Below are 19,941 nucleotides of genomic sequence, written 5' to 3' on the forward strand. Positions count from 1 at the left end.
CGTCCGCACCACCCTTTGCCCATCCATACGACGAGCGGTCGCCGCCATACGTGGTGCCGTCCAGCGCAGGGAGCACCAGTGAGCCTGAAGCCATTGACGGATGACGAACGAACCCAGGCGCGCGAGAAGGCGACGGCGGCGCGGGCGGTTCGGGCGGACATCAAGTCCCGGCTGAAGACCGGTAAGCTCTCTGTGGAGGACGTGATCGACAATCCCGACGGCGACGACGCCGTGGGCCGCCTCAAAGTACTGGACCTCCTCAAGGCCCTTCCGGGCGTCGGTGACGTGCGGGCGGCGGCCATCATGGCCGAGGTCGGGATTGCGGCGACCCGGCGTGTACGAGGCCTCGGCATCCATCAGCGCACGTCCCTCGTCTCCTACCTCGCACAACATCACTCTGGCCCGGCCAGCAAGTAAGGAAGAGTCAGTGTCACAGCCCCGGTTGACAGTCCTCGCCGGCCCGACGGCGGTCGGCAAGGGAACGGTCTCCACCTACATCAGGGACAACTACCCGGAGGTATGGCTCTCCGTCTCGGCGACCACCCGTCCCCCGCGTCCGGGCGAGGTGAACGGCGTGCACTACTTCTTCCTCTCGCCCGAGGAGTTCGACCAGCTCATCAGCGACGGGCAGCTGCTCGAGTGGGCCGTGGTGCACGGACGCAACCGCTACGGCACGCTGCGACGCACGGTGCAGGCCGCCATGGACGAGGGCCGCCGGGTGCTCCTCGAGATCGACCTGCAGGGTGCGCGGCAGGTCAAGGACACCATGCCGGACGCGAATTTCGTGTTCCTGGCTCCGCCCAGCTGGGAGGAGATGGTGCGCCGCCTCGTCGGCCGCGGCACCGAAACACCCGAGGAACAGCAGCAGCGGCTGGAAACGGCTAAACTGGAACTTGCCGCCGAGCCGGAATTCGACCACACCGTCGTCAATGACACCGTGGAGCATGCGGCAGACGAGCTCGTGTCACTGATGGGACTGCTTCCGCTGCAGCGCTGAGAAGCGCCGCATCAGCCCTTCCGCCTAAAATATTTGGAGAATTTGTGTCAACTCAGCCCGAAGGCATCATCAACCCGTCGATCGATTCTCTGCTGGAGGCCTCCGACTCGAAGTACGCCCTCGTCATCTACGGCGCCAAGCGTGCCCGCCAGATCAACGCGTACTACTCGCAGCTGCACGAGGGCCTGTTCGAGTACGTCGGCCCCCTCGTCGATACGAAGCTCAACGAGAAGCCCCTGTCCATCGCACTCCGCGAGATCAACGAGGGCATGCTCGTGTCCTCGCCCATGGAACAGTCCGAATAACCGGAACCGCAGGGCAGGTAACGGACAACCGGTGCGCATAGTACTTGGTGTCGGAGGAGGGATCGCTGCCTATAAGGCAGCATCCCTCCTTCGTCTTTTCACGGAGTCCGGGCATGACGTCACCGTCATCCCGACGGACGCCGCCACACGGTTCGTCGGCACGGCGACGTGGGAGGCGCTGTCCGGACATCCGGTCAGCAACAGCGTCTGGGACGACGTCGACAAGGTCAACCACGTCCGGCTCGGTCATGAGGCCGACCTCATCGTCGTCGCCCCCGCCACCGCCGACGTCATGGCGAGGGCGGCTGCCGGCCTCGCCGACGACCTCCTCACCGGCACCCTCCTCATGGCCCGCGGACCCGTCGTGATGGCACCGGCGATGCACACCGAGATGTGGCAGCACGCCGCGACGCGGGCGAACGTCCAGACCCTCCGATCCAGGGGCGTGACGGTGATCGAACCGGCGTCGGGGCGTCTCACCGGCACGGATTCGGGTCCGGGCAGGCTTCCTGAACCAGCCGAGATCTTCGACGCGGTCATGGCTGCTGCCGCCCGGGCAGGGGGAACCGGGTCGCTCGCGGGGAGGCGCGTCACGATCTCCGCCGGCGGAACCCGAGAAGCGCTGGACCCCGTGCGGTTCCTCGGCAACAGGTCCTCGGGCAAGCAGGGCATGGCCCTCGCGGAGGCAGCGCTGGCGCAGGGTGCCCAGGTGACGCTCATCCTCGCGCACGCCGAGGTGGCAGCACCCCGTGGCTGCGACGTCGTCCGGGTCGAGTCCGCACTCGAGCTGCGGGATGCCGTCCTCGGGGCGTTGGCCACCACCGACGTGCTCGTGATGGCCGCAGCCGTGGCGGATTTCCGCCCCGCCGAGGTCGCGACGACCAAGATCAAGAAGAGTGACGACGGCGCCGATCCCGTCATCAGCCTCGTCCGGAACCCCGACGTCCTCCGCGACGCGGTGATCGCCAGGGCGTCCCTGGCCGAACCGCTGGTCATCGCCGGTTTCGCTGCCGAGACGGGCGACGCGTCCGCGGACCCGCTCACGCACGCACGCGTGAAACTCGCGCGGAAGGGCTGCGACTTCCTCGTGCTCAACGTCGTCGGCTCGGACCTGGTCTTCGGCAAGGACTCCAACGAGGTCACCATCCTCGACGCGGACGGCAGCGCATCGGGGCCGGTTCGCGGAAGCAAGCGGGTCGTCGCGGACGCCGTCATCGACCATGCGGCACGGATCCTGTCCCGCTGAAACCGCTCGGACGGCTTCCTCCCGACCGCCCGCCGCCGGAACGCCGGACAGCGCCGTCGCATCGCGTAGCGTCCGGGCAGGACTGTCCCTCCGACCAAGTAGAGTGGGCACGTGAATTCACCCAGCACCGGTTCCTCCCTGCGCCTTTTCACCTCGGAATCGGTCACGGAGGGTCATCCCGACAAGATCTGCGACCAGATCAGTGACGCGATCCTCGACGGTCTCCTCGAGCAGGATCCGGACTCCCGCGTCGCGGTCGAAACGCTCGTCACCACGGGCCTGGTGCACGTCGCGGGTGAGGTCACCACGGAGGCCTACGTCGAGATCCCCGAGATCGTGCGGAAGACGATCCTCGGCATCGGCTACGATTCCTCGGCGAACGGGTTCGACGGCGCACGGTGCGGTGTGTCGGTGTCCATCGGGCAGCAGAGCGCGGAGATCGCCTCGGGAGTCTTCACCTCGCTCGAGACCCGTGAGGGTACCGGCGTCGACCCGTACGATGCGCAGGGCGCCGGGGACCAGGGCATCATGTTCGGCTATGCGAGCGACGAGACGGCTGTCCTGATGCCGACTCCCATCTGGCTCTCCCACCGGCTCTCCGAGCGCCTGACCAGCGTGCGCAAGGACGGAACGCTCCCGTACCTGCGTCCGGACGGCAAGACCCAGGTCACCATCGGGTACGACCGCGACCGCCCGGTCTCCATCGACTCGGTCGTGATCTCGTCCCAGCACTCGGCCGAGGTATCCCTCGAGGAGCTGCGCGCGGACCTCGCGGAGCACGTCATCATCCCGGTCCTCGCGGAATCCGAGCTCGACACGTCATCGGTCCGCCATATCCTCAATCCCGGTGGTGCCTTCGTCATCGGCGGGCCGGTGGGGGACGCCGGACTCACGGGACGCAAGATCATCGTCGACACGTACGGCGGCATGGCCCGCCACGGCGGTGGTGCCTTCAGCGGCAAGGATCCGTCGAAGGTCGACCGCTCGGCCGCCTACGCCATGCGCTGGGTGGCCAAGAACGTCGTTGCTGCCGGTCTCGCGCGGCGCGCCGAGATTCAGATCGCCTACGCGATCGGCATGGCGCAGCCCGTGGGCATCTATGTCGAGACCTTCGGTACCGAGACCGTCGATCCTCTGGCGATCGGGGATGCCATCAGGGAGCTCTTCGACCTCCGACCCCTCGGGATCATCAACGCACTCGACCTGAAGCGGCCCATCTACCAGCGCACGGCAGCGCACGGCCACTTCGGCCGCGAGGAGGAGGACTTCACCTGGGAACGCACCGACCGGGTGGACAAGCTCCGGAGCTACTTCAACGCCTGACGCGGAAGGGATAGGGGGCGGCTCGGCGGCCGCCACGGCATCATGACGGAGAACACGCCCCACCCGACCCGACAGAGCTCCCGGCAACCTGACGGCACCGACGGACAGCTGTCGCTGCTGCATGGATTCGGCGCTGCCAAGCTGCCGCAGACTGATCCCGAGCGGGCCCGGATCCTGCCGATCGCCCACGTGGTCCTCGACGCGCAGCTTCCTCACCTCGACCGGTTCTTCGACTACTCGGTGCCCGCTGCCATGGACGCGGAGGCGCAACCCGGCGTCCGGGTCAAGGTCCGCTTCGCCGGTCGGGAACACGCAGGTTTCTTGGCCGAACGGGTCGCGGAGGCCAGCACGACGGCCACCCTGCTGCCGCTCGGCAAGGTGGTCTCCCCGCTGCGGGTGCTCACACCGGAGATCCTCGCCCTGGCGACGTCGGTCGCCGCGCGTTCGGTCGGAACGGTGAGCGACGTGCTCCGGTCCGCCGTGCCGCCGCGGATGGCACGCGTGGAAGCCGAGTTCGTGCTGCCGGCGACGGCCGTTCCTGAGCCGGTCCCGGGCCCCACCCCGTCCGAGCCCGAGCCCGCCCGGCCCCGGGAGGTTCCCGGCCCCCCGGCCACGGGCACCTTCCAGCGCTATGTCAACGGGCCCGCCTATCTCCAGCACCTCGCGGCAGGGGAGTCTCCCCGCGCGGTGCTCACGAGCCTCGGGGGCTACGGAAGCCGGGCCTGGACCGAGGAGTTGACCGACGCCGTGGCGGCGACCGTCGCTTCCGGCCGGGGAGCCGTCGTCGTCGTTCCCGACCAGCGTGACCTAGCGCGCGTGGAGGCCGTCCTCGTGGCGCGCCTCGGGGCGCCCGCCGTCGCCCGGCTGACCGGTGAGGACGGTGCCACGCCGAGGTACAGGAACTTCCTGCGGGTCCTGCAGGGCACGGCCACGGTTGCTGTCGGCACCCGGTCCGCCGCCTACGCCCCCGTTCGGAACCTCGGACTCGTCTGTCTGTGGGACGACGGCGATGACCAGCACGTCGAGCAGCGCGCCCCCTATCAGCACATCCGGGACGTCGTGCTGCTGCGGGCGGAGCACGAGGGAGCGGGTATCCTGCTGTCGTCCTTCGCGCGGTCCACGGAAGCGCAACGCCTCGTCGATACGGGCTGGGCCCGAGCCATCCAGGCCGATCGCACCGAAGTGCGGCGCGCATCCCCCCGTGTGGTCCACGCCGCGGACGCCTTCCAGATGGAACGGGATCCACACGCCGCCCAGGCCCGGATCCCGCATGCCGCCTGGGCCGCAGCACAGGCGGGACTCAAGAAGGGGCCCGTGCTGCTGCAGGTCGCTCGGACCGGCTTCTCCCCGGCCGTTGCATGCGATCGGTGCCGCCACCCCGCTCGGTGCTCCGTCTGTGCCGGACCACTGGCCCAGACGGGACGCAATGCGCCGCTCGCGTGCCGGTGGTGCGGCCGGCCGGACAACCACTGGGCGTGTTCCGCGTGCGGGGGAACGCGGGTCCGGGCCACCGTGGCGGGTGCCACGAGGACGGCCGAGGAGCTCGGCAGGGCTTTCCCCGGAGTACCCGTCATCTCATCGGCGGGCGAACACATCGTCGACACAGTCCTCGATGTTCCCGCCGTCGTCGTCGCCACGTCAGGAGCCGAACCCGTGGCAGCAGAAGGATATGCGGCTGTCATCCTGCTCGACGGCAACGCCATGCTCAGCAGGGAGACCCTGCGGGCCGGCGAGGACGCCCTGCGGAGATGGTTCTCGGCGGCGATACTCGCCCGGCCGTCAACCTCCGGCGGCACGGTCGTCATCACGGGCGACGATGACGTCGCGGTGGGGCACCTGGTGCGGTGGGATCCCGCCGGTGCCGCCTCCCGCGAGCTGGTGGAACGTCAGGAACTGGGCCTTCCGCCGGCCGTTCGGTACGCCGTGCTGACAGGGACCCGTGAGGCCCTGGTGCACTTTCTGGAGGGGATGGACCTCGAGGGTGCGGCGCGTGTTGTCGGTCCTGCACCCGTACCGCCGGATGTCCGCAGGGAGGCGATGCTTGCCGTCCGTGCCGCGCTTCCTCCGCGCGGGATCGGGAAGGCGATGCCGTCCACCGACGCGCTGGCCGGACAGGGCAGCCATCGCGTCCTGCTGTTCTTTCCCTACCGGACCGCCGCCGGGATCACCCGTCAACTGCGCGCCCGCCGTGCGGCGCTCTCGGCCAGAAGGACCGGGGACCCGGTGCACATCCGCCTCGACGCGCTCGACGTGCTCTGACCGATGGCGTGACCCGGCGGGCTCCGATCTCGTGCCGCGTCTCCTCAGTGCCCACCTGTGCGCCTGCGTCCTCACCGGAGGCGACGCGTGTGAGGCACGGTAACGGAGCTGCGTCTCAGGGAGGGGATACGGTCCGCCACCCGTCGGAATCGATCTCGACGACGATCGGCGTGGTGCCTCCGATACCGCGCGTCCGCAGCGCCTGGTCCAGGTCGGCCGGAGGCGCGGCGACCACGAAGGCCTCCCCGCGGTACAGGTCGGCCGTCTCCTCCACGAGGGCCACGATGGCATCGGAACCGCGTGCCTCGAACCGTCCGGCGACGTTCAGGCGCGCCAGCCACGGGGGCGGAGCGGCGGCGGCGTCGAGCAGGATCGCCGTGGCCGGGCACTGGAGGTCGGCCATGTCAGGCCCGCCGTCGTGCATATTCGGCGACTGCACGTTCGCACGCCAGCCGGAGCTGGTCCGCGGATGCGGCCCACGAGTAGGCCGACGCCCGCTCGAGTCCGGCACGGGACGCTTCCGCCCACCGGCCGGGCTCCTCCAGGGTCCGCACGGCTGCGGCCACGGCCGCCGGGTCGTCCGGGTCGACGTACAGCGCTGCGGTACCGCCGACCTCGCGGAAGATCGGGATGTCGCTGGCTATGACGGGCGTGCCGGTGGCCATCGCCTCGATGATGGGCAGTCCGTATCCCTCGGCTTTCGACAGGGTGACGAGTGCGGTCGAGTCATGCAGCAGGTCCTCGTACTCGGCATCCGTCACGCCGCCGTGGAAGACCACGCGCTCCGCATCAGGCGCGAGGGCCTCGAGCTCACGTCGGCGTTGCGCCGTGATGCGGCTCAGCAGGTGAAGTATGGAATCGGGCAGGAGTCCCATCGCGCGGACCAGGGTCTCGACGTTCTTGTAGGGCATGAAGGAGCCCATGTAGAGCAGCGAAGGTGACCGCGGAGCCTCGGGATCACGGCGCCGCTCCGTCGGCTGGGGCGCGTTGCCGACGAGCACCACGGGTCGCCGCGTGAGCTTGTGCTCCCGGATGAGGCCGGCCGTGGTGTGCGAGATCGTCGCTACCACATCGGCGCGGTCGAGCAGGAGGCGCTGCGGCCAGTAGGCGAGGTGGTAGAGCCGCCACAGCAGGCGTACGGGCAGCGGGAGGAACGACGGCGGTGCCGGGTTCTGGTAGTAGATCAGGTCGTGCAGGGTGAGGACGAGGGGATACCTGCGACCCCAGGAGCCCATGGTCTGCATGGGGCACACCACGACGTCGGGCTCCAGGGCATTGATGCGCCGGGCCACCAGCGCCTCGGCGGGGGAGAGCGGGCTGTTGATCCGGACGTGGGGGACGTCCGGCAGGAGCGCCAGTTGCCGCGGGTCGCTGATGAGCATCACGACGTCGTCCGTCGCGGCGAGGGCGGCGATGAGGCGGGCGCCGTACCGGCTGATGCCGTCGTGGTGGTCGGTTCGGGTGAAGCGGGCGTCGAAGAGGATCCTCATGCGGGCACGCTCTCCAGGAAGTCCTCGATGAGCAGCGCCGCCTCGCGCGGCTTCTCGTAGTGGACCAGGTGCCCGACGTCGGGGATGACCTCGAGGGTTGCATGCGGGATGAGCGCAGCCAGTTCACGCTGACTGGCGACCGACCCTATGTCGTCCTGTTCCGCGGCGATCAGCAGGACGGGCATGACCAGGTCCCGAGCCCGGTCCCTGACGGTGCCCGAGATGGAGGCACGGAAGGCCTCGAGCACCACGCGCCGGCTGGCGAACGAGCTGAAGTAGGCGTCGTGCTGCCCGTGGATCCAGCGGCGCAGGGTACGGTCCTTCGTCTTGGCCATGAACATGCTCATGCCGCGTACGATCACCGGATTCGAGAGCAGGGCCCGCCCGGCGGCCTCGGGCAGGCGGTCCGCGGCCACGTAGTAGGTCTCGGCGATGCGGGACGCCACGCGGCTGGGCCCCTCGAGGGCCGGAGCGCTGATGGGGTTGACCAGGACGAGCGCGCCGGCGAGGTCAGGGTCGAGCGCGGCTGCCTCGGCCGCGACGATCGAGCCGAACGAGTGTCCGAGCACCACGAGCGGGCCGGGAGCGAAGCCGCGAGCGGTGTCCCGGACGAAGCGTGCGTACGTGCCGACGTCGTGGCTCCCCGGCAGTTCCTGCCCCTGGCCGAAACCGGGCAGGTCCGGCAGGAGGACCCGGTGGGCGGGAAGCTCCTCCACGAGGCGCAACAGTCCGTGGTGGTCGCCCCTGAACCCGTGCACCATGACGATCGTCGTGCGGTCGGCCCGGCCGGGACCGTCGACCGCGGGAAAGTCCCAGACCAGTTGCAGGGTCCCCTCCCACAGCATGGAGCGGACGACGGCGTCGCGCATCAGCCCACCCTGTCGGGGTGCGAACCGAAGCGCTGGTCGCGGTCCAATCCATCGAGCACGGCCATCTGCGCGTCGTCGAGCTCGAAGCCGAAGATGTCCAGGTTCGAGCTGATGCGCTCGCGCGAACTGGCCTTCGGGATGGTCAGGATGCCGTGCTGCAGGTGCCACCGCAGGATCACCTGAGCCGCCGTACGGTCGAGTCCGGTCGCTACCCGCGCTATATCAGGGTCGGCGAGCACGTTCCCCCGCCCGAGGGGGCTCCACGCCTGCGTGGCGATGCCGTGCTCCTCGTGGAACGAGCGCAGCTCCCTCTGCTGCAGGTAGGGGTGGAGTTCCACCTGGTTCAGGACCGGGACGATGTCCGTCTCTGCCAGCAGCCGCTCGAGGTGCGCCTGCTGGAAGTTGGAGACCCCGATGGACCGCACCCGTCCCTCGGATCGGAGCCGTTCGAGGGCACGCCAGGTGTCCAGGTACAGGTCCTTCGACGGGCAGGGCCAGTGGATGAGGTAGAGGTCGAGCTGGTCGAGGCCCAGGAGGTGCATGCTCGCATCGAACGCCCGGAGGGTGGCGTCGAAGCCGTGGTCGTCGTTCCAGACCTTCGAGGTGATGAACAGGTCTTCCCGGGCTCCGGTCTCGAGGTACGTCTGCGCTGCAGCGCCGACTCCCGATTCGTTGCCGTAGAGCGCAGCCGTGTCGAGGAGGCGGTACCCGGTGTCGAGTGCCGTCGAACAGAGGATCGCCGTGTCCTCCGGAGGCACTTTGTAGACGCCGTAGCCGATCCGGTCTATCGACGTTCCATCGGCGAGGACTGCGCGTGGCACGGAGGAGGTCATGGGGGAACTCTACCGACGAGGGCGCTTGCACCGCGTGACCGAGGTGCCACGACGGGCGGTCCACGACGTCGAGCCCGCGCCGGACCACCGCCTTACCTGAGCGGGGCCGAGCCGGACGGAGGGGTGCCTAGGCGTGGACGAGGCGACGGGCCGATCCCTCGTCCAAGATGAGGTCGGTGGCGAGTCCTGCGGCGAGGGCGCCCCGCAGGCCGTTGATCTTCGACTCGCCGGACACCACGCAGATGCGCCTGCTGACCGTGCGCAACTGGTCGAGGTCCGGACCCGTGCTGCGCGCATTGAGGAGGATGTCGCGATGGCTCCCGTCCGCCCGGAAGAACATGGTGGCGACGTCGCCCACCACCTCATCCGTCTCGAGCGTCTCGAGGTCCTCCCGGTCGAGGTAACCACCGCTGTAGACATGGCTCGGAATGCCCGAGCCGATGGATCCGACCCCGAAGATCGCCATGGTCATGCGTTGTTGCAGATCGAGGATGCGGCGCACGCTTCGCTCCTCCCACATGGCGGTCTTGGTTGCTGCGTGATCGAAGAACGCCGGCACGGGAAACTGCTCCACGCGCGCGCCGTATGCCTGGCCGAAGCGCCGCAGGATCTCGCTCGCGTACGTGATGCCCGTGGTCTGCGTGTTGCCTGCGCCGTTGAGCTGCACGATCGTGCTGTCGTGGGTCTGCTTCCTCGTCAGGTGGTGGCTCACCGCACTGAGGGTGGACCCCCAGGCGACGCCGATGATCGCGTTCGAGTCCATCAGCGGCCCGATCGTGCGGGCGGCCTGGATCGCAACGCGGTCCAGGACCTCGGAGTCGCTGATGGAGTCCGCGACGGGGACCACATGGGCCTCGACGCCGAAGCGGCGGCGAATCTGCTGCTCGAGCGCGGGGGCACGATCCGACGGATTGTTGACCTGGATCTGGACGAGTCCGGTTGCGCGGGCCATGGAGAGCAGGCGGGACACCGTGGAGCGGGAGGTACGGAGCTCTCGGGCGATCGCGTTCATGGTGAGGTCCTGCAGGTAGTACATCTGCGCGGCCCTCAGCGCATCCCGCGAGCGGTTGCCGGGGAGGGGCGCATCCCCTGCGAGGTCGGCTCCGGGGAGGTCGTTCATCGTCGTCATTTCGCCAGTGTGGACCCGTCTGCACGTTTGTGCAATCAGGTTGACTGCTATTCCCAGTGCTCGAACAATTGGGTGTGCAGTAACCATTCCCGACATTGAAGTTACGGAGTAGGACCTTGAGCGATTCAGCCGACCTGACCCACGGTGAAGGCATGACAACTTCGACACGCGCCATGGTGCAGAAGCTCAGGGACAACCCCCGGGCGTCCGTGCTCATCATCGGTGGCGGCATCAACGGGGTCGGTACGTTCCGCGACCTCGCACTGCAGGGCATCGACGTCGCGCTCGTCGAGCGGGGTGACTACTGCCAGGGAGCCTCGGGCGCCTCCTCACACATGATCCACGGCGGCATCCGCTACCTGGAGAACGGTGAGTTCCGCCTCGTACGTGAGTCCGTCATAGAACGTAACGCACTGATGAAAATCGCTCCGCACTATGTCAAGCCGCTCCAGACCACCATCCCGATCTACACCACGTTCTCCGGCATCCTCTCAGCGCCGATGCGGTTCCTGACCCACAAGCAGGGCAAGCAGGTGGAGCGCGGCGCCGTGCTGATCAAGGCCGGCCTCACGATGTACGACTTCTTCTCGCGCGACGGCGGAAACGTGCCCCGCCACTCCTTCGTGGGCCGTAAGAAGGCGCTCGCCGCCATGCCGGAGCTTCGCAAGGACATCAAGTACGCCGCAACCTACTTCGACGCGAGCGTCCACAACCCGGAGCGACTGACTCTGGACGTCCTGCGTGACGGCCAGCTGGCCAACCCGGCAGCGCGAGCAGCGAATTACGTCAGTGCCATCGGCCGCACCGAGGACGGCGTCCTGCTGCGCGACGAGCTCACGGGCGAGACCTTCGGCTTCCAGGCCGACGTCGTCGTGAACGCCACCGGCGCCTGGACGGACGGCACCAACGCGGTGCTCGGCACCGAGACCCTCTTCATGGGCGGGACTAAGGGCTCGCACATCGTGCTGGACCACCCGGAACTGCTCAAGGCCTGCAACGGCACGGAGATCTTCTTCGAGCACGTCGACGGCCGTATCGTCCTGATCTACCCCATGGGCGATCGCGTCCTCGTCGGCACCACGGACATCGATGTGGACATCAACGAGCAGGCCGTCTGCACGGACGAGGAGATCGACTACTTCTTCGAACTGATCGGGCACGTGTTCCCTGATATCAAGGTCTCCCAGGACCACATCGTCTACAGCTTCTCGGGAGTCCGACCACTGCCGCGCCATGACGATACACAGCCGGGCTTCGTGTCCCGCGACTACCGCATCGAGAAGCGTGAGGAACAGCTGGGTGGACGCTCCGTCACGACCCTGAGTCTCGTCGGAGGCAAGTGGACCACGTTCCGCGCTCTCTCCGAACACCTCGCCGACGACACCCTCGCAGCCCTCGGCGCGACGCGCAAGACCTCCACGGCCGGAGTGGCGATCGGCGGCGGCAAGGACTTCCCGACGGATGAGGCAGCCGAGCAGGAATGGATCAGGAAGACCGTCCGTCCGGGCTTCGACGAGGCACGCGTCAGGGTCCTCCTGACCCGCTATGGCACCCGCGCGAAGGACGTCATCCAATACCTCACCGAAGGCCCCGACAGGATTTTTATTTCCACGAAGGAGGTCAGTACGCGGGAGTGTGCCTATATGGTGGAGCACGAACAGGTCGGCCACCTGATCGACGTCCTGATTCGCCGTACATCGCTTGCCTTCCGCGGACTCGTTTCCGAGAAGCTGCTCGCAGAGCTTGCTGAGACCCTGGCTCCCCTGCTGGGGTGGGACGCCGCGAAGTCCGCGGCGGAGATCGAGCTCGCCGAGAAGGTGCTCGCCGAGGCGCACAGGGTGCACGTCAGGAGCACGAAGAGCTTGGTCCAGTAGCGGCAACCGCCGCCATTGGGTCGGACCGCTGGTACTCGCAGCGGTGCATATCCAACGGCAGTGGTTGCCGGGGGGAAAAACGGGTGCCGTCGAGGCGGCGGCGCCCGTCGATAAATGAATAGTTAGAGGAGTCAAAGATGTCTCTCGAAGTATTTGTTGCTGAAACATTCGGCACGATGCTGTTGTTGTTGCTCGGTACCGGTGTAGTCGCGAACGTTGCGCTCGCCAAGACCAAGGGCAATAACGGCGGCTTCCTCATGGTCAACTTCGGCTGGGGCCTGGCGGTCTTCGCCGGCGTCTACGTCGCAGCCCTCTCCGGCGCCCACCTGAACTTCGCCGTCACGGTCGGCCTGCTGGTCAACGGCGACGCGGCTGAATACGCGCCCGGTGTCGACAAGACCTTCGCGACCACGCTGGCGTACCTCGCGGCGCAGATGCTCGGCTCCATCCTCGGCGCCGTTCTCTGCTGGCTCTCCTACAAGCAGCACTTCGATGACGAGCCGGACCCCGCCAACAAGCTCGGCGTCTTCTCCACCGGCCCGGCCATCCGCTCGTACGGCTGGAACCTCGTAACCGAGATCATCGGCACCTTCGTGCTCGTGTTCGTCATCCTCTCCTTCGCCGGGACGCCGACAGAGATCGGTCCCCTCGCCGTAGCACTCCTCGTCGTCGGCATCGGCGCCTCGCTCGGTGGACCCACCGGCTACGCCATCAACCCGAACCGTGACCTCGGCCCCCGCATCGCGCATGCCCTCCTGCCCATCAGGGGTAAGGGTGGCAGCGACTGGTCCTACGCATGGGTGCCGGTCGTCGGTCCGATCGTCGGTGGTGCGCTTGCAGGCATCGTCATCCAGTTCATCTCCTTCCCGATAGCTGCCTAGTCCTCACCGAGCCCGGCGGCCCGCGGGCCGCCCTTAACCGTGTCATCCAATGAAGGAGTTAGACATGTCGCAGCAGTACGTCATCGCCATCGACCAGGGCACCACGTCCAGCAGGGCTATCGTGTTCGACCACAAGGGGGATATCGTCTCCTCCGGCCAGAAGGAACACGAGCAGATCTTCCCGAAGGCCGGCTGGGTCGAGCACGACCCCGCAGAGATCTGGGACAACACCCGCGAGGTCATCGGAACGGCTCTCTCGAAGGCCAACCTCACCCGCCACGACATCGCAGCCGTCGGCATCACGAACCAGCGCGAGACCGCCGTCGTCTGGGACAGGACCACCGGCAAGGCCGTCTACAACGCGATCGTGTGGCAGGACACCCGCACGCAGGACATTGTCGACGACCTCGCGAAGGACGGCGGGGTGGAGCGTTACAAGGCGAAGGTGGGACTGCCGTTGGCGACCTACTTCTCCGGTACCAAGATCAAGTGGATCCTCGACAACGTCGATGGGGCGCGGGCGAAGGCCGAGTCCGGCGACCTACTCTTCGGCAACACCGATTCCTGGGTCACCTGGAACCTGACGGGCGGTGTGGACGGCGGCGTGCACATCACCGACGTCACCAACGCGTCCCGGACGCTCTTCATGGATCTCGAGACCTTGGCCTGGGACGAGGGGATCCTCGCCGATTTCGGTGTCCCGGTGTCGATGATGCCCGAGATCAGGTCGTCCTCGGAGGTCTACGGCACGGTTCATACGTCGCAGCTCCTGCGCGAGACCCCGGTCGCCGGTATTCTCGGCGACCAGCAGGCAGCGACGTTCGGTCAGGCAGCTTTCGACAAGGGCGGCGCCAAGAACACCTACGGCACCGGCAACTTCATGATCGTCAACACGGGTGAGGAGATCGTCCACTCCAAGAACGGCCTGCTCACGACGGTCTGCTACAAGCTGGGCGACGCGAAGCCGATCTACGCGCTCGAAGGGTCTATCGCCGTCACCGGTTCACTCATCCAGTGGCTGCGGGACAACCTCGGCCTGATCAAGAGTGCTCCCGAGGTGGAGCAGCTTGCGACAACCGTGGACGACAACGGTGGCGTCTACATCGTCCCGGCGTTCTCCGGCCTCTTCGCACCGTACTGGCGTGCAGACGCCCGCGGCGCGATCGTCGGCCTGACGCGCTTCGTGAACAAGGGTCACATCGCCCGTGCAGCGCTGGAAGCGACAGCATTCCAGACCCGCGAGGTGCTGGACGCTGCGAACGCCGATTCCGGTGTCGACATGGAGGATCTCAGGGTCGACGGCGGCATGGTTGCCAACGACGCCCTGATGCAGTTCCAGGCCGACATCCTCGGCATTCCGGTCATTCGTCCGAAGGTCACGGAGACCACCGCGCTGGGGGCCGCCTACGCCGCGGGCCTCGCCGTCGGCTTCTGGAAGGACACGGACGAGCTGTCCACGAACTGGGCCGAGGACAAGCGCTGGATCCCGTCCATGGACGACAGTGAGCGGGAGCGTCAGCTCCGGCTGTGGAAGAAGGCCGTCACGAAGACCTTCGACTGGGTCGATGAGGACGTGCACTAGCAGCCTGCGCACCCTGAGCGGCGCCCGGTTCGTCCACGACGGACCGGGCTTCGCTGTGCCGGGCGCCTTCCGCCCGATGGCGCACTGCTAAAGTGGCATCCATGCTCCGGAACCTCCTGCTTACCTAGCCGCACGGTCAAAACCGTGCGGCGGCCCCTCCTGCGTGTGAGGGGCTTTTGTGTGTCCGGCACAGGATGCGATGGACACCTCGACGGCGGGGTTACCCGAGCACATGCAGTACGACGTTCCACCGACAGGACAGGCCAAACAGTGAGCACCAACCCCGAGGACGCCCAGCCGGACGAGAACTCCTACGACGTCGCGGCTATCGAAGCGAAGTGGCCGGCGGTCTGGGACCGGCTGAAGTCCTTCGCGCCGATCGACGACGGGAGCCGCCAACGGCGCTATGTCCTCGACATGTTCCCCTACCCCTCGGGTGACCTCCACATGGGACACGCCGAGGCCTTCGCGATGGGCGACGTCGCCGCGCGCTTCTACCGGCAGAAGGGCTTCGACGTCCTGCATCCCATCGGCTGGGACTCCTTCGGCCTCCCCGCGGAAAACGCCGCCATCAAGCGGAACGCGCATCCCGCCGAGTGGACGTACGCGAACATCGAGACCCAGGCGCATTCGTTCAAGCGCTACGCCATCAGTGCCGACTGGGAGCGGCGTCTGCACACCTCGGACCCCGAGTACTACCGGTGGACCCAGTGGCTCTTCGTGCGGTTCTTCGAGAAGGGCCTCGCCTACCGACGCAACTCGCCGGTGAACTGGTGCCCGAAGGATCAGACCGTCCTGGCCAACGAGCAGGTCATCAACGGTGCCTGCGATCGCTGCGGCACGATGGTCACCAAGAAGAACCTGAACCAGTGGTACTTCCGGATCACCGACTACGCCGACCGCCTGCTGGATGACATGGAGCAGTTGAAGGGCCACTGGCCCGAGCGCGTGCTCGCGATGCAGCGCAACTGGATCGGCCGGTCGGAAGGAGCTCACGTACGTTTCCGGATCGATGCCGACGGTGGTCTGCCCGCTTCCGACGTCGAGGTCTTCACCACGCGTCCCGACACGCTGTACGGGGCGACGTTCTTCGTCGTCGCGGCCGACGCGAACCTGGCGCTCGAGCTCGTCACCCCGGATCGCCGGGACGCGCTCGAGGCGTACCGTGAGCAGGTCAAGGGACTGTCGGAGATCGAACGGCAGGCGACCGAGCGTGAGAAGACGGGAGTCTTCACCGGGCGCCACGCAGTCAATCCCCTGACGGGGGAGAAGCTGCCTGTCTGGGCCGCGGACTACGTCCTCGCGGACTACGGGACCGGAGCGATCATGGCTGTGCCCGCGCACGACCAGCGTGACCTCGACTTCGCACGCGCCTTCGACCTGCCGGTGCGCACCGTCGTCGACACCGGGGCCGATGACGCATCCGTGACCGGCATCGCGACGACGGGCGAGGGTACGCTCGTCAACTCCGGCGAACTGACCGGGCTGGACAAACCCGCTGCCATCCGCCGCGCCGTCGAACTGATCGAGCAGCAGGGGACCGGCGAGCACACCATCAACTACCGCCTGCGGGACTGGCTGCTGTCACGCCAGCGTTTCTGGGGCACCCCCATCCCGATCATCCACTGCCCGTCCTGCGGCGAGGTGCCGGTGCCGGACGACCAGCTGCCGGTGACGCTGCCCGAAGGCCTGCGAGGCGAGGCCCTCGCGCCCAAAGGCACCTCGCCGCTGGCCGCGGTCGAGGAGTGGGTCAACGTGCCCTGCCCCGAGTGCGGTGGTGCTGCCAGGCGCGATACCGACACCATGGACACGTTCGTCGACTCGTCCTGGTACTACCTCCGCTTCGTGAACCCGCAGCTGGACACAGCCCCCTTCGACAGCGAGGCGGTCAACCGCTGGCTGCCGGTCGGCCAGTACGTCGGCGGGGTCGAGCACGCCATCCTGCACCTGCTGTACAGCAGGTTCTTCACCAAGGTGCTGTTCGACCTCGGCATGGTGAACTTCACGGAGCCCTTCAGCGCGTTGCTGAACCAGGGCCAGGTCCTCAACGGTGGCAAGGCGATGAGCAAGTCGCTGGGCAATGGAGTGGACCTCGGTGAGCAGCTGGACCGCTACGGGGTCGACGCCGTTCGACTCACCATGGTGTTCGCGTCCCCGCCTGAGGACGACGTCGACTGGGCCGATGTCTCGCCGTCGGGCTCAGCGAAATTCCTCGCACGCGCCTGGCGTCTGGGCGGTGACGTCACGAGCCCTGTCGGAGCCGACCCCTCCGCGGGGGATCGCGCGCTGCGCGTGGTGACCCACAGGACCGTTTCCGACGCCGCTGAGCTGATGGAGGCCAACAAGTTCAACGTGGTCATCGCCAAACTCATGGAACTCGTCAACGCGACGAGGAAGGCCATCGACTCCGGCCCTGGCGGGGCGGACCCGGCAGTCCGGGAGGCAACGGAGGCTGTCGCCATCATCCTCAGCCTCTTCGCGCCGTACACCGCGGAGGACCTCTGGAACCGGCTCGGGCACGAGGCGACCGTGGCGACGGCAGGGTGGCCCGCCGTCGATCCGGCCCTGCTGACACAGGAGACTGTCGTCGCCGTCGTGCAGGTGCAGGGCAAGGTGCGTGACCGCCTGACGGTGTCGCCGGACATCGCCGAGGACGAACTCCGCGAGTTGGCGCTGGCGAGCGAGCAGGTCCAGCGGGTCCTGGACGGGCGGGGGATCCGCACGGTCATCGTGCGGGCGCCGAAGCTGGTCAACATCGTTCCAGCCTGATGATGCTCGTGCCAGCGGCTGTCGTTCCGGTCCGGAGCGGGTTGTGCGCGTAGCCGTCGTCACGGACTCCGCCGCCGGCTTCGCACCCGGATGGACCGGAACCGGCGGCATCGCCGACGGCGTGCAGGTGGTCGCGATGCCGGTGCTCGTGGGTGACGACATCCTCACGGGAGAGCACGACGACGTCACCGCGCCGTTGATGGTGGCCCTCGCCGCAGGATCCGTCGTTCGTACCTCGCGGCCGTCCCCGGGGCAGTTCGACCGGGTCTACGGCAGGCTCGCCGACGAGGGGTACGACGCCGTCGTGTCCGTCCACCTCTCGGGGCTGCTGTCGGGAACCGTCGAGGCAGCTCGGCTCGCGGCTTCGCGGTCCATCATCCCCGTCGAAGTGATCGATACGAGGACGGCGGGCATGGCTCAGGGCCGCGCAGCCCTGGCTGCGCTGACCGCTGCACGGGCCGGTGCGGGCCTCCAGGCCGCTGCGGCTGCTGCGGCCATGGCAGCCCGTGCCTCGGCCCTCTATTTCTACGTCCCGAGCGTGGAACAGTTGCGGCGCGGAGGACGCATCACGGCCGCCGTCGGCTGGCTGGGCACCCTGCTGTCCGTCCGCGTCCTCCTGCATGTACAGGGCGGTCGTCTGGTGCCGCTCGAACGCATGCGATCGGCAGCGCGGGCACTGCAGCGGCTCGAGGAGCTCGTCGAGGCGGATGTTGCGGGTCGAAGCAACGGCGTGGACCTGACGGTTCACCACTTCGGCAACGAGGAGGACGCCGACGCACTCGCGCAAAGGCTCGAGAGCGTCGTCGGGGCCGGACGAGTCTCCACGGCTCCCTGTCCGTCGGTCCTGGCAGCGCACGCCGGCCTGGGGGTCGTGGCCGTCACGGTGAGTCCACGCCTGCCCTGACGGCATGATCGAGGCCTCCACGGCGTCTCCTGCCGCGTTGTCCACATAGCCGCGTGCAGTTCCGGCCGCGCCGGCCCCCGCTCCTAGCGTGGCCCTATGGGAAAGCACCGATGGCCGACGAACGGGGACCCCTGGGTCCCGCCGCCCCGTCCGCAGGGCGGCTCGTCGAGCAGTCTGGGCGTCGGCAGGCAACCGCGCGGCGCGGACGACCCTTGGGCGCGGGGTGGCGGGACTGTCCCGCGGGTGCCGGGCAGCGGGGACAACCCGGAACGAGCGAGTCTTCGAGATGCCGTTTCCGGCCTCGGTGGTGTTTCCGGCCGCGGTGGTGCGGGTCGCTCCTACCCACCCTTCGAGGGTGATGCTGATGGCGCCCCTGACGGGGGCATCAGCGGGTACTCCCAGGAGAACGTCTGTGGGAATGTCGGCGCGAATCCTGACCCGAACCGTGACGAGGATGATGGCGAGGATGGGGGCGCCGGGGGCGTGCAGTGGCGCGTCGCGCGATCGGCGGCGCTCGTATTCCTCGGCATAGCCCTCGCGGTCGGTGCCGCCCTCTTCCTGGTGCGTAGCTCGGAGCCGTCCGCCGCAGCGGTCTCGGTACAACTCGACGCCGAGAGGCCGGCGGGTTCCGGGGCGCCGGACGTCGGGGTCCAGCCTTCGAATCCGGGGGACCCCTCTGGGGCAGCATCGGAGGGCGGTGCGCACGAGGCCGGAACACCGGAAACTACCGACGGTGCGACGAGCCAGCAGGAAGGGAACGGAGCAGGCCCCGGAATGTCGGTGGGAACGGGCGAGCCACGGGGTGGCGCGGAGAGGGATGCGGACCAGAAAGTCATCGTCTACGTTACGGGAGCAATTGCTGCACCCGGCGTGGTGGAGGTCGCTGCCGGCGCGCGCCTCTTCGAGGTCATCGAGCGAGCCGGCGGGGCCTTGCCGGAAGCGGACCTCGAGGGAGTCAATCTCGCCGCCACACCGTCGGACGGGCAGCACATCCACGTACTGGCCGTCGGGGAGGAACCACGCACGGATACAGCACGTTCCGGAGGTCCGTCCCCATCAGGCCTCGCGGACCAGGAGGTCGACCTTTCGCAGGAGTCGGCCGGCGGCGCGGGCGGTTCCGGCGGCGCGAGCGGTTCCGAAGCACCTGATCAGGTCATCGACATCAACGCCGCGACACTGGCCGACATCGAATCGCTTCCACGTGTGGGACCGGTCCTCGGCCAGCGCATCATCGACTGGCGCGAGGAGCACGGTCCATTCGTGCAGGCCTCGGATATCGACGCGATACCGGGAATAGGACCGGCGCTGCTCGAGGGAATCCTCCCGCTCATCGTGGTCCGGTGATCAGGGCTGCGGTGGCATCGTTCCGTTCGATAGGGCGCCCCCGCCCTGTGCGGCACACCGGTAGACGGCGCAACCCCCAAGGCGGACTGCCGCAAAAAGGCAATATCCCACACCGGGAGGTGGGGTCGGGAACCCG

Annotated in this window: 17 protein-coding genes; 12 read left to right on the forward strand and 5 right to left on the reverse strand. The window is 68.0% G+C overall.

Annotated elements, in window-relative coordinates:
• Positions 1–78 precede the first annotated feature (78 nt).
• The 6 genes from mihF to RCH21_RS03085 all read left to right on the forward strand — a co-directional run bounded on the left by mihF (position 79) and on the right by RCH21_RS03085 (position 6,130).
• Entirely contained in the window at positions 79–417 is a 339-nt protein-coding gene (gene mihF, locus RCH21_RS03060; RefSeq protein WP_120147716.1) for an integration host factor, actinobacterial type, read from the forward strand.
• A 10-nt stretch (positions 418–427) separates the two neighbouring features.
• Positions 428–997, forward strand: a complete 570-nt coding sequence (gene gmk / locus RCH21_RS03065) for a guanylate kinase (protein WP_326963133.1) — start codon at positions 428–430, stop codon at positions 995–997.
• A 44-nt stretch (positions 998–1,041) separates the two neighbouring features.
• Positions 1,042–1,302 carry a DNA-directed RNA polymerase subunit omega gene (gene rpoZ / locus RCH21_RS03070; RefSeq protein WP_120147714.1) on the forward strand — a complete coding sequence of 87 codons (261 nt, stop codon included), beginning with the start codon at positions 1,042–1,044 and terminating at the stop codon, positions 1,300–1,302.
• A 31-nt stretch (positions 1,303–1,333) separates the two neighbouring features.
• On the forward strand, positions 1,334–2,548 hold the full coding sequence (coaBC, locus tag RCH21_RS03075; protein WP_326963134.1) for a bifunctional phosphopantothenoylcysteine decarboxylase/phosphopantothenate--cysteine ligase CoaBC: 1,215 nt from the start codon (positions 1,334–1,336) through the stop codon (positions 2,546–2,548).
• Positions 2,549–2,659: 111 nt separating this feature from the next.
• A complete protein-coding gene (metK, locus tag RCH21_RS03080; RefSeq protein WP_326963135.1) occupies positions 2,660–3,871 on the forward strand; it encodes a methionine adenosyltransferase in 1,212 nt (403 codons plus the stop codon).
• Positions 3,872–3,913: 42 nt separating this feature from the next.
• On the forward strand, positions 3,914–6,130 hold the full coding sequence (locus RCH21_RS03085; protein WP_326963136.1) for a primosomal protein N': 2,217 nt from the start codon (positions 3,914–3,916) through the stop codon (positions 6,128–6,130).
• 115 nt (positions 6,131–6,245) lie between these two features.
• On the opposite strand, the gene RCH21_RS03090 is transcribed toward RCH21_RS03085, so the two are convergent.
• The 5 genes from RCH21_RS03090 to RCH21_RS03110 all read right to left on the reverse strand — a co-directional run bounded on the left by RCH21_RS03090 (position 6,246) and on the right by RCH21_RS03110 (position 10,442).
• The gene (locus RCH21_RS03090) at positions 6,246–6,533 is read right to left on the reverse strand and encodes a hypothetical protein (protein WP_326963137.1); all 288 of its coding nucleotides are present in this window, start codon (positions 6,531–6,533) and stop codon (positions 6,246–6,248) included.
• 1 nt (position 6,534) lies between these two features.
• Positions 6,535–7,620, reverse strand: a complete 1,086-nt coding sequence (locus RCH21_RS03095) for a glycosyltransferase (protein WP_326963138.1) — start codon at positions 7,618–7,620, stop codon at positions 6,535–6,537.
• A complete protein-coding gene (locus RCH21_RS03100) occupies positions 7,617–8,489 on the reverse strand; it encodes an alpha/beta fold hydrolase (RefSeq protein ID WP_120147709.1) in 873 nt (290 codons plus the stop codon). The genes RCH21_RS03095 and RCH21_RS03100 overlap by 4 nt, the downstream gene beginning before the upstream one ends.
• Complete coding sequence (locus tag RCH21_RS03105; RefSeq protein WP_326963139.1) at positions 8,489–9,322, reverse strand: aldo/keto reductase; 834 nt, start codon at positions 9,320–9,322, stop codon at positions 8,489–8,491. The genes RCH21_RS03100 and RCH21_RS03105 overlap by 1 nt, the downstream gene beginning before the upstream one ends.
• A gap of 127 nt (positions 9,323–9,449) precedes the next feature.
• On the reverse strand, positions 9,450–10,442 hold the full coding sequence (locus RCH21_RS03110) for a sugar-binding transcriptional regulator (RefSeq protein WP_442784659.1): 993 nt from the start codon (positions 10,440–10,442) through the stop codon (positions 9,450–9,452).
• Between the two features lie 161 nt (positions 10,443–10,603).
• On the opposite strand from RCH21_RS03110, the gene RCH21_RS03115 reads away from it, so the two are divergent.
• The 6 genes from RCH21_RS03115 (at position 10,604) to RCH21_RS03140 (ending at position 19,805) form a co-directional block, all read left to right on the forward strand.
• A complete protein-coding gene (locus RCH21_RS03115; RefSeq protein WP_326963140.1) occupies positions 10,604–12,325 on the forward strand; it encodes a glycerol-3-phosphate dehydrogenase/oxidase in 1,722 nt (573 codons plus the stop codon).
• Positions 12,326–12,462: 137 nt separating this feature from the next.
• Complete coding sequence (locus RCH21_RS03120) at positions 12,463–13,206, forward strand: MIP/aquaporin family protein (protein ID WP_120147706.1); 744 nt, start codon at positions 12,463–12,465, stop codon at positions 13,204–13,206.
• 64 nt (positions 13,207–13,270) lie between these two features.
• Positions 13,271–14,788 (forward strand): glycerol kinase GlpK, encoded by a 1,518-nt coding sequence (gene glpK, locus RCH21_RS03125; RefSeq protein ID WP_120147705.1) that lies wholly within the window; start codon positions 13,271–13,273, stop codon positions 14,786–14,788.
• Positions 14,789–15,058: 270 nt separating this feature from the next.
• Positions 15,059–17,557, forward strand: a complete 2,499-nt coding sequence (gene leuS, locus RCH21_RS03130; RefSeq protein WP_326963141.1) for a leucine--tRNA ligase — start codon at positions 15,059–15,061, stop codon at positions 17,555–17,557.
• 43 nt (positions 17,558–17,600) lie between these two features.
• Entirely contained in the window at positions 17,601–18,461 is an 861-nt protein-coding gene (locus RCH21_RS03135) for a DegV family protein (RefSeq protein ID WP_326963142.1), read from the forward strand.
• Between the two features lie 96 nt (positions 18,462–18,557).
• Complete coding sequence (locus tag RCH21_RS03140; protein WP_326963143.1) at positions 18,558–19,805, forward strand: ComEA family DNA-binding protein; 1,248 nt, start codon at positions 18,558–18,560, stop codon at positions 19,803–19,805.
• The last annotated feature ends 136 nt before the right edge of the window (positions 19,806–19,941 follow it).

Source organism: Arthrobacter sp. PL16 (assembly GCF_035985055.1).
Classification (GTDB): domain Bacteria; phylum Actinomycetota; class Actinomycetes; order Actinomycetales; family Micrococcaceae; genus Arthrobacter_D; species Arthrobacter_D cheniae.

Bases quoted from the DNA above. Each gene is read 5' to 3' on its own strand.
- RCH21_RS03090 (WP_326963137.1), bottom strand. From the start codon at position 6,533: ATGGCCGACCTCCAGTGCCCGGCCACGGCGATCCTGCTCGACGCCGCC.
- RCH21_RS03100 (WP_120147709.1), bottom strand. From the start codon at position 8,489: ATGCGCGACGCCGTCGTCCGCTCCATGCTGTGGGAGGGGACCCTGCAA.
- glpK (WP_120147705.1), top strand. From the start codon at position 13,271: ATGTCGCAGCAGTACGTCATCGCCATCGACCAGGGCACCACGTCCAGC.
- RCH21_RS03095 (WP_326963138.1), bottom strand. From the start codon at position 7,620: ATGAGGATCCTCTTCGACGCCCGCTTCACCCGAACCGACCACCACGAC.
- RCH21_RS03085 (WP_326963136.1), top strand. From the start codon at position 3,914: ATGACGGAGAACACGCCCCACCCGACCCGACAGAGCTCCCGGCAACCT.
- RCH21_RS03110 (WP_442784659.1), bottom strand. From the start codon at position 10,442: ATGAACGACCTCCCCGGAGCCGACCTCGCAGGGGATGCGCCCCTCCCC.
- RCH21_RS03105 (WP_326963139.1), bottom strand. From the start codon at position 9,322: ATGACCTCCTCCGTGCCACGCGCAGTCCTCGCCGATGGAACGTCGATA.
- RCH21_RS03115 (WP_326963140.1), top strand. From the start codon at position 10,604: ATGACAACTTCGACACGCGCCATGGTGCAGAAGCTCAGGGACAACCCC.
- RCH21_RS03120 (WP_120147706.1), top strand. From the start codon at position 12,463: ATGTCTCTCGAAGTATTTGTTGCTGAAACATTCGGCACGATGCTGTTG.
- RCH21_RS03140 (WP_326963143.1), top strand. From the start codon at position 18,558: ATGGGAAAGCACCGATGGCCGACGAACGGGGACCCCTGGGTCCCGCCG.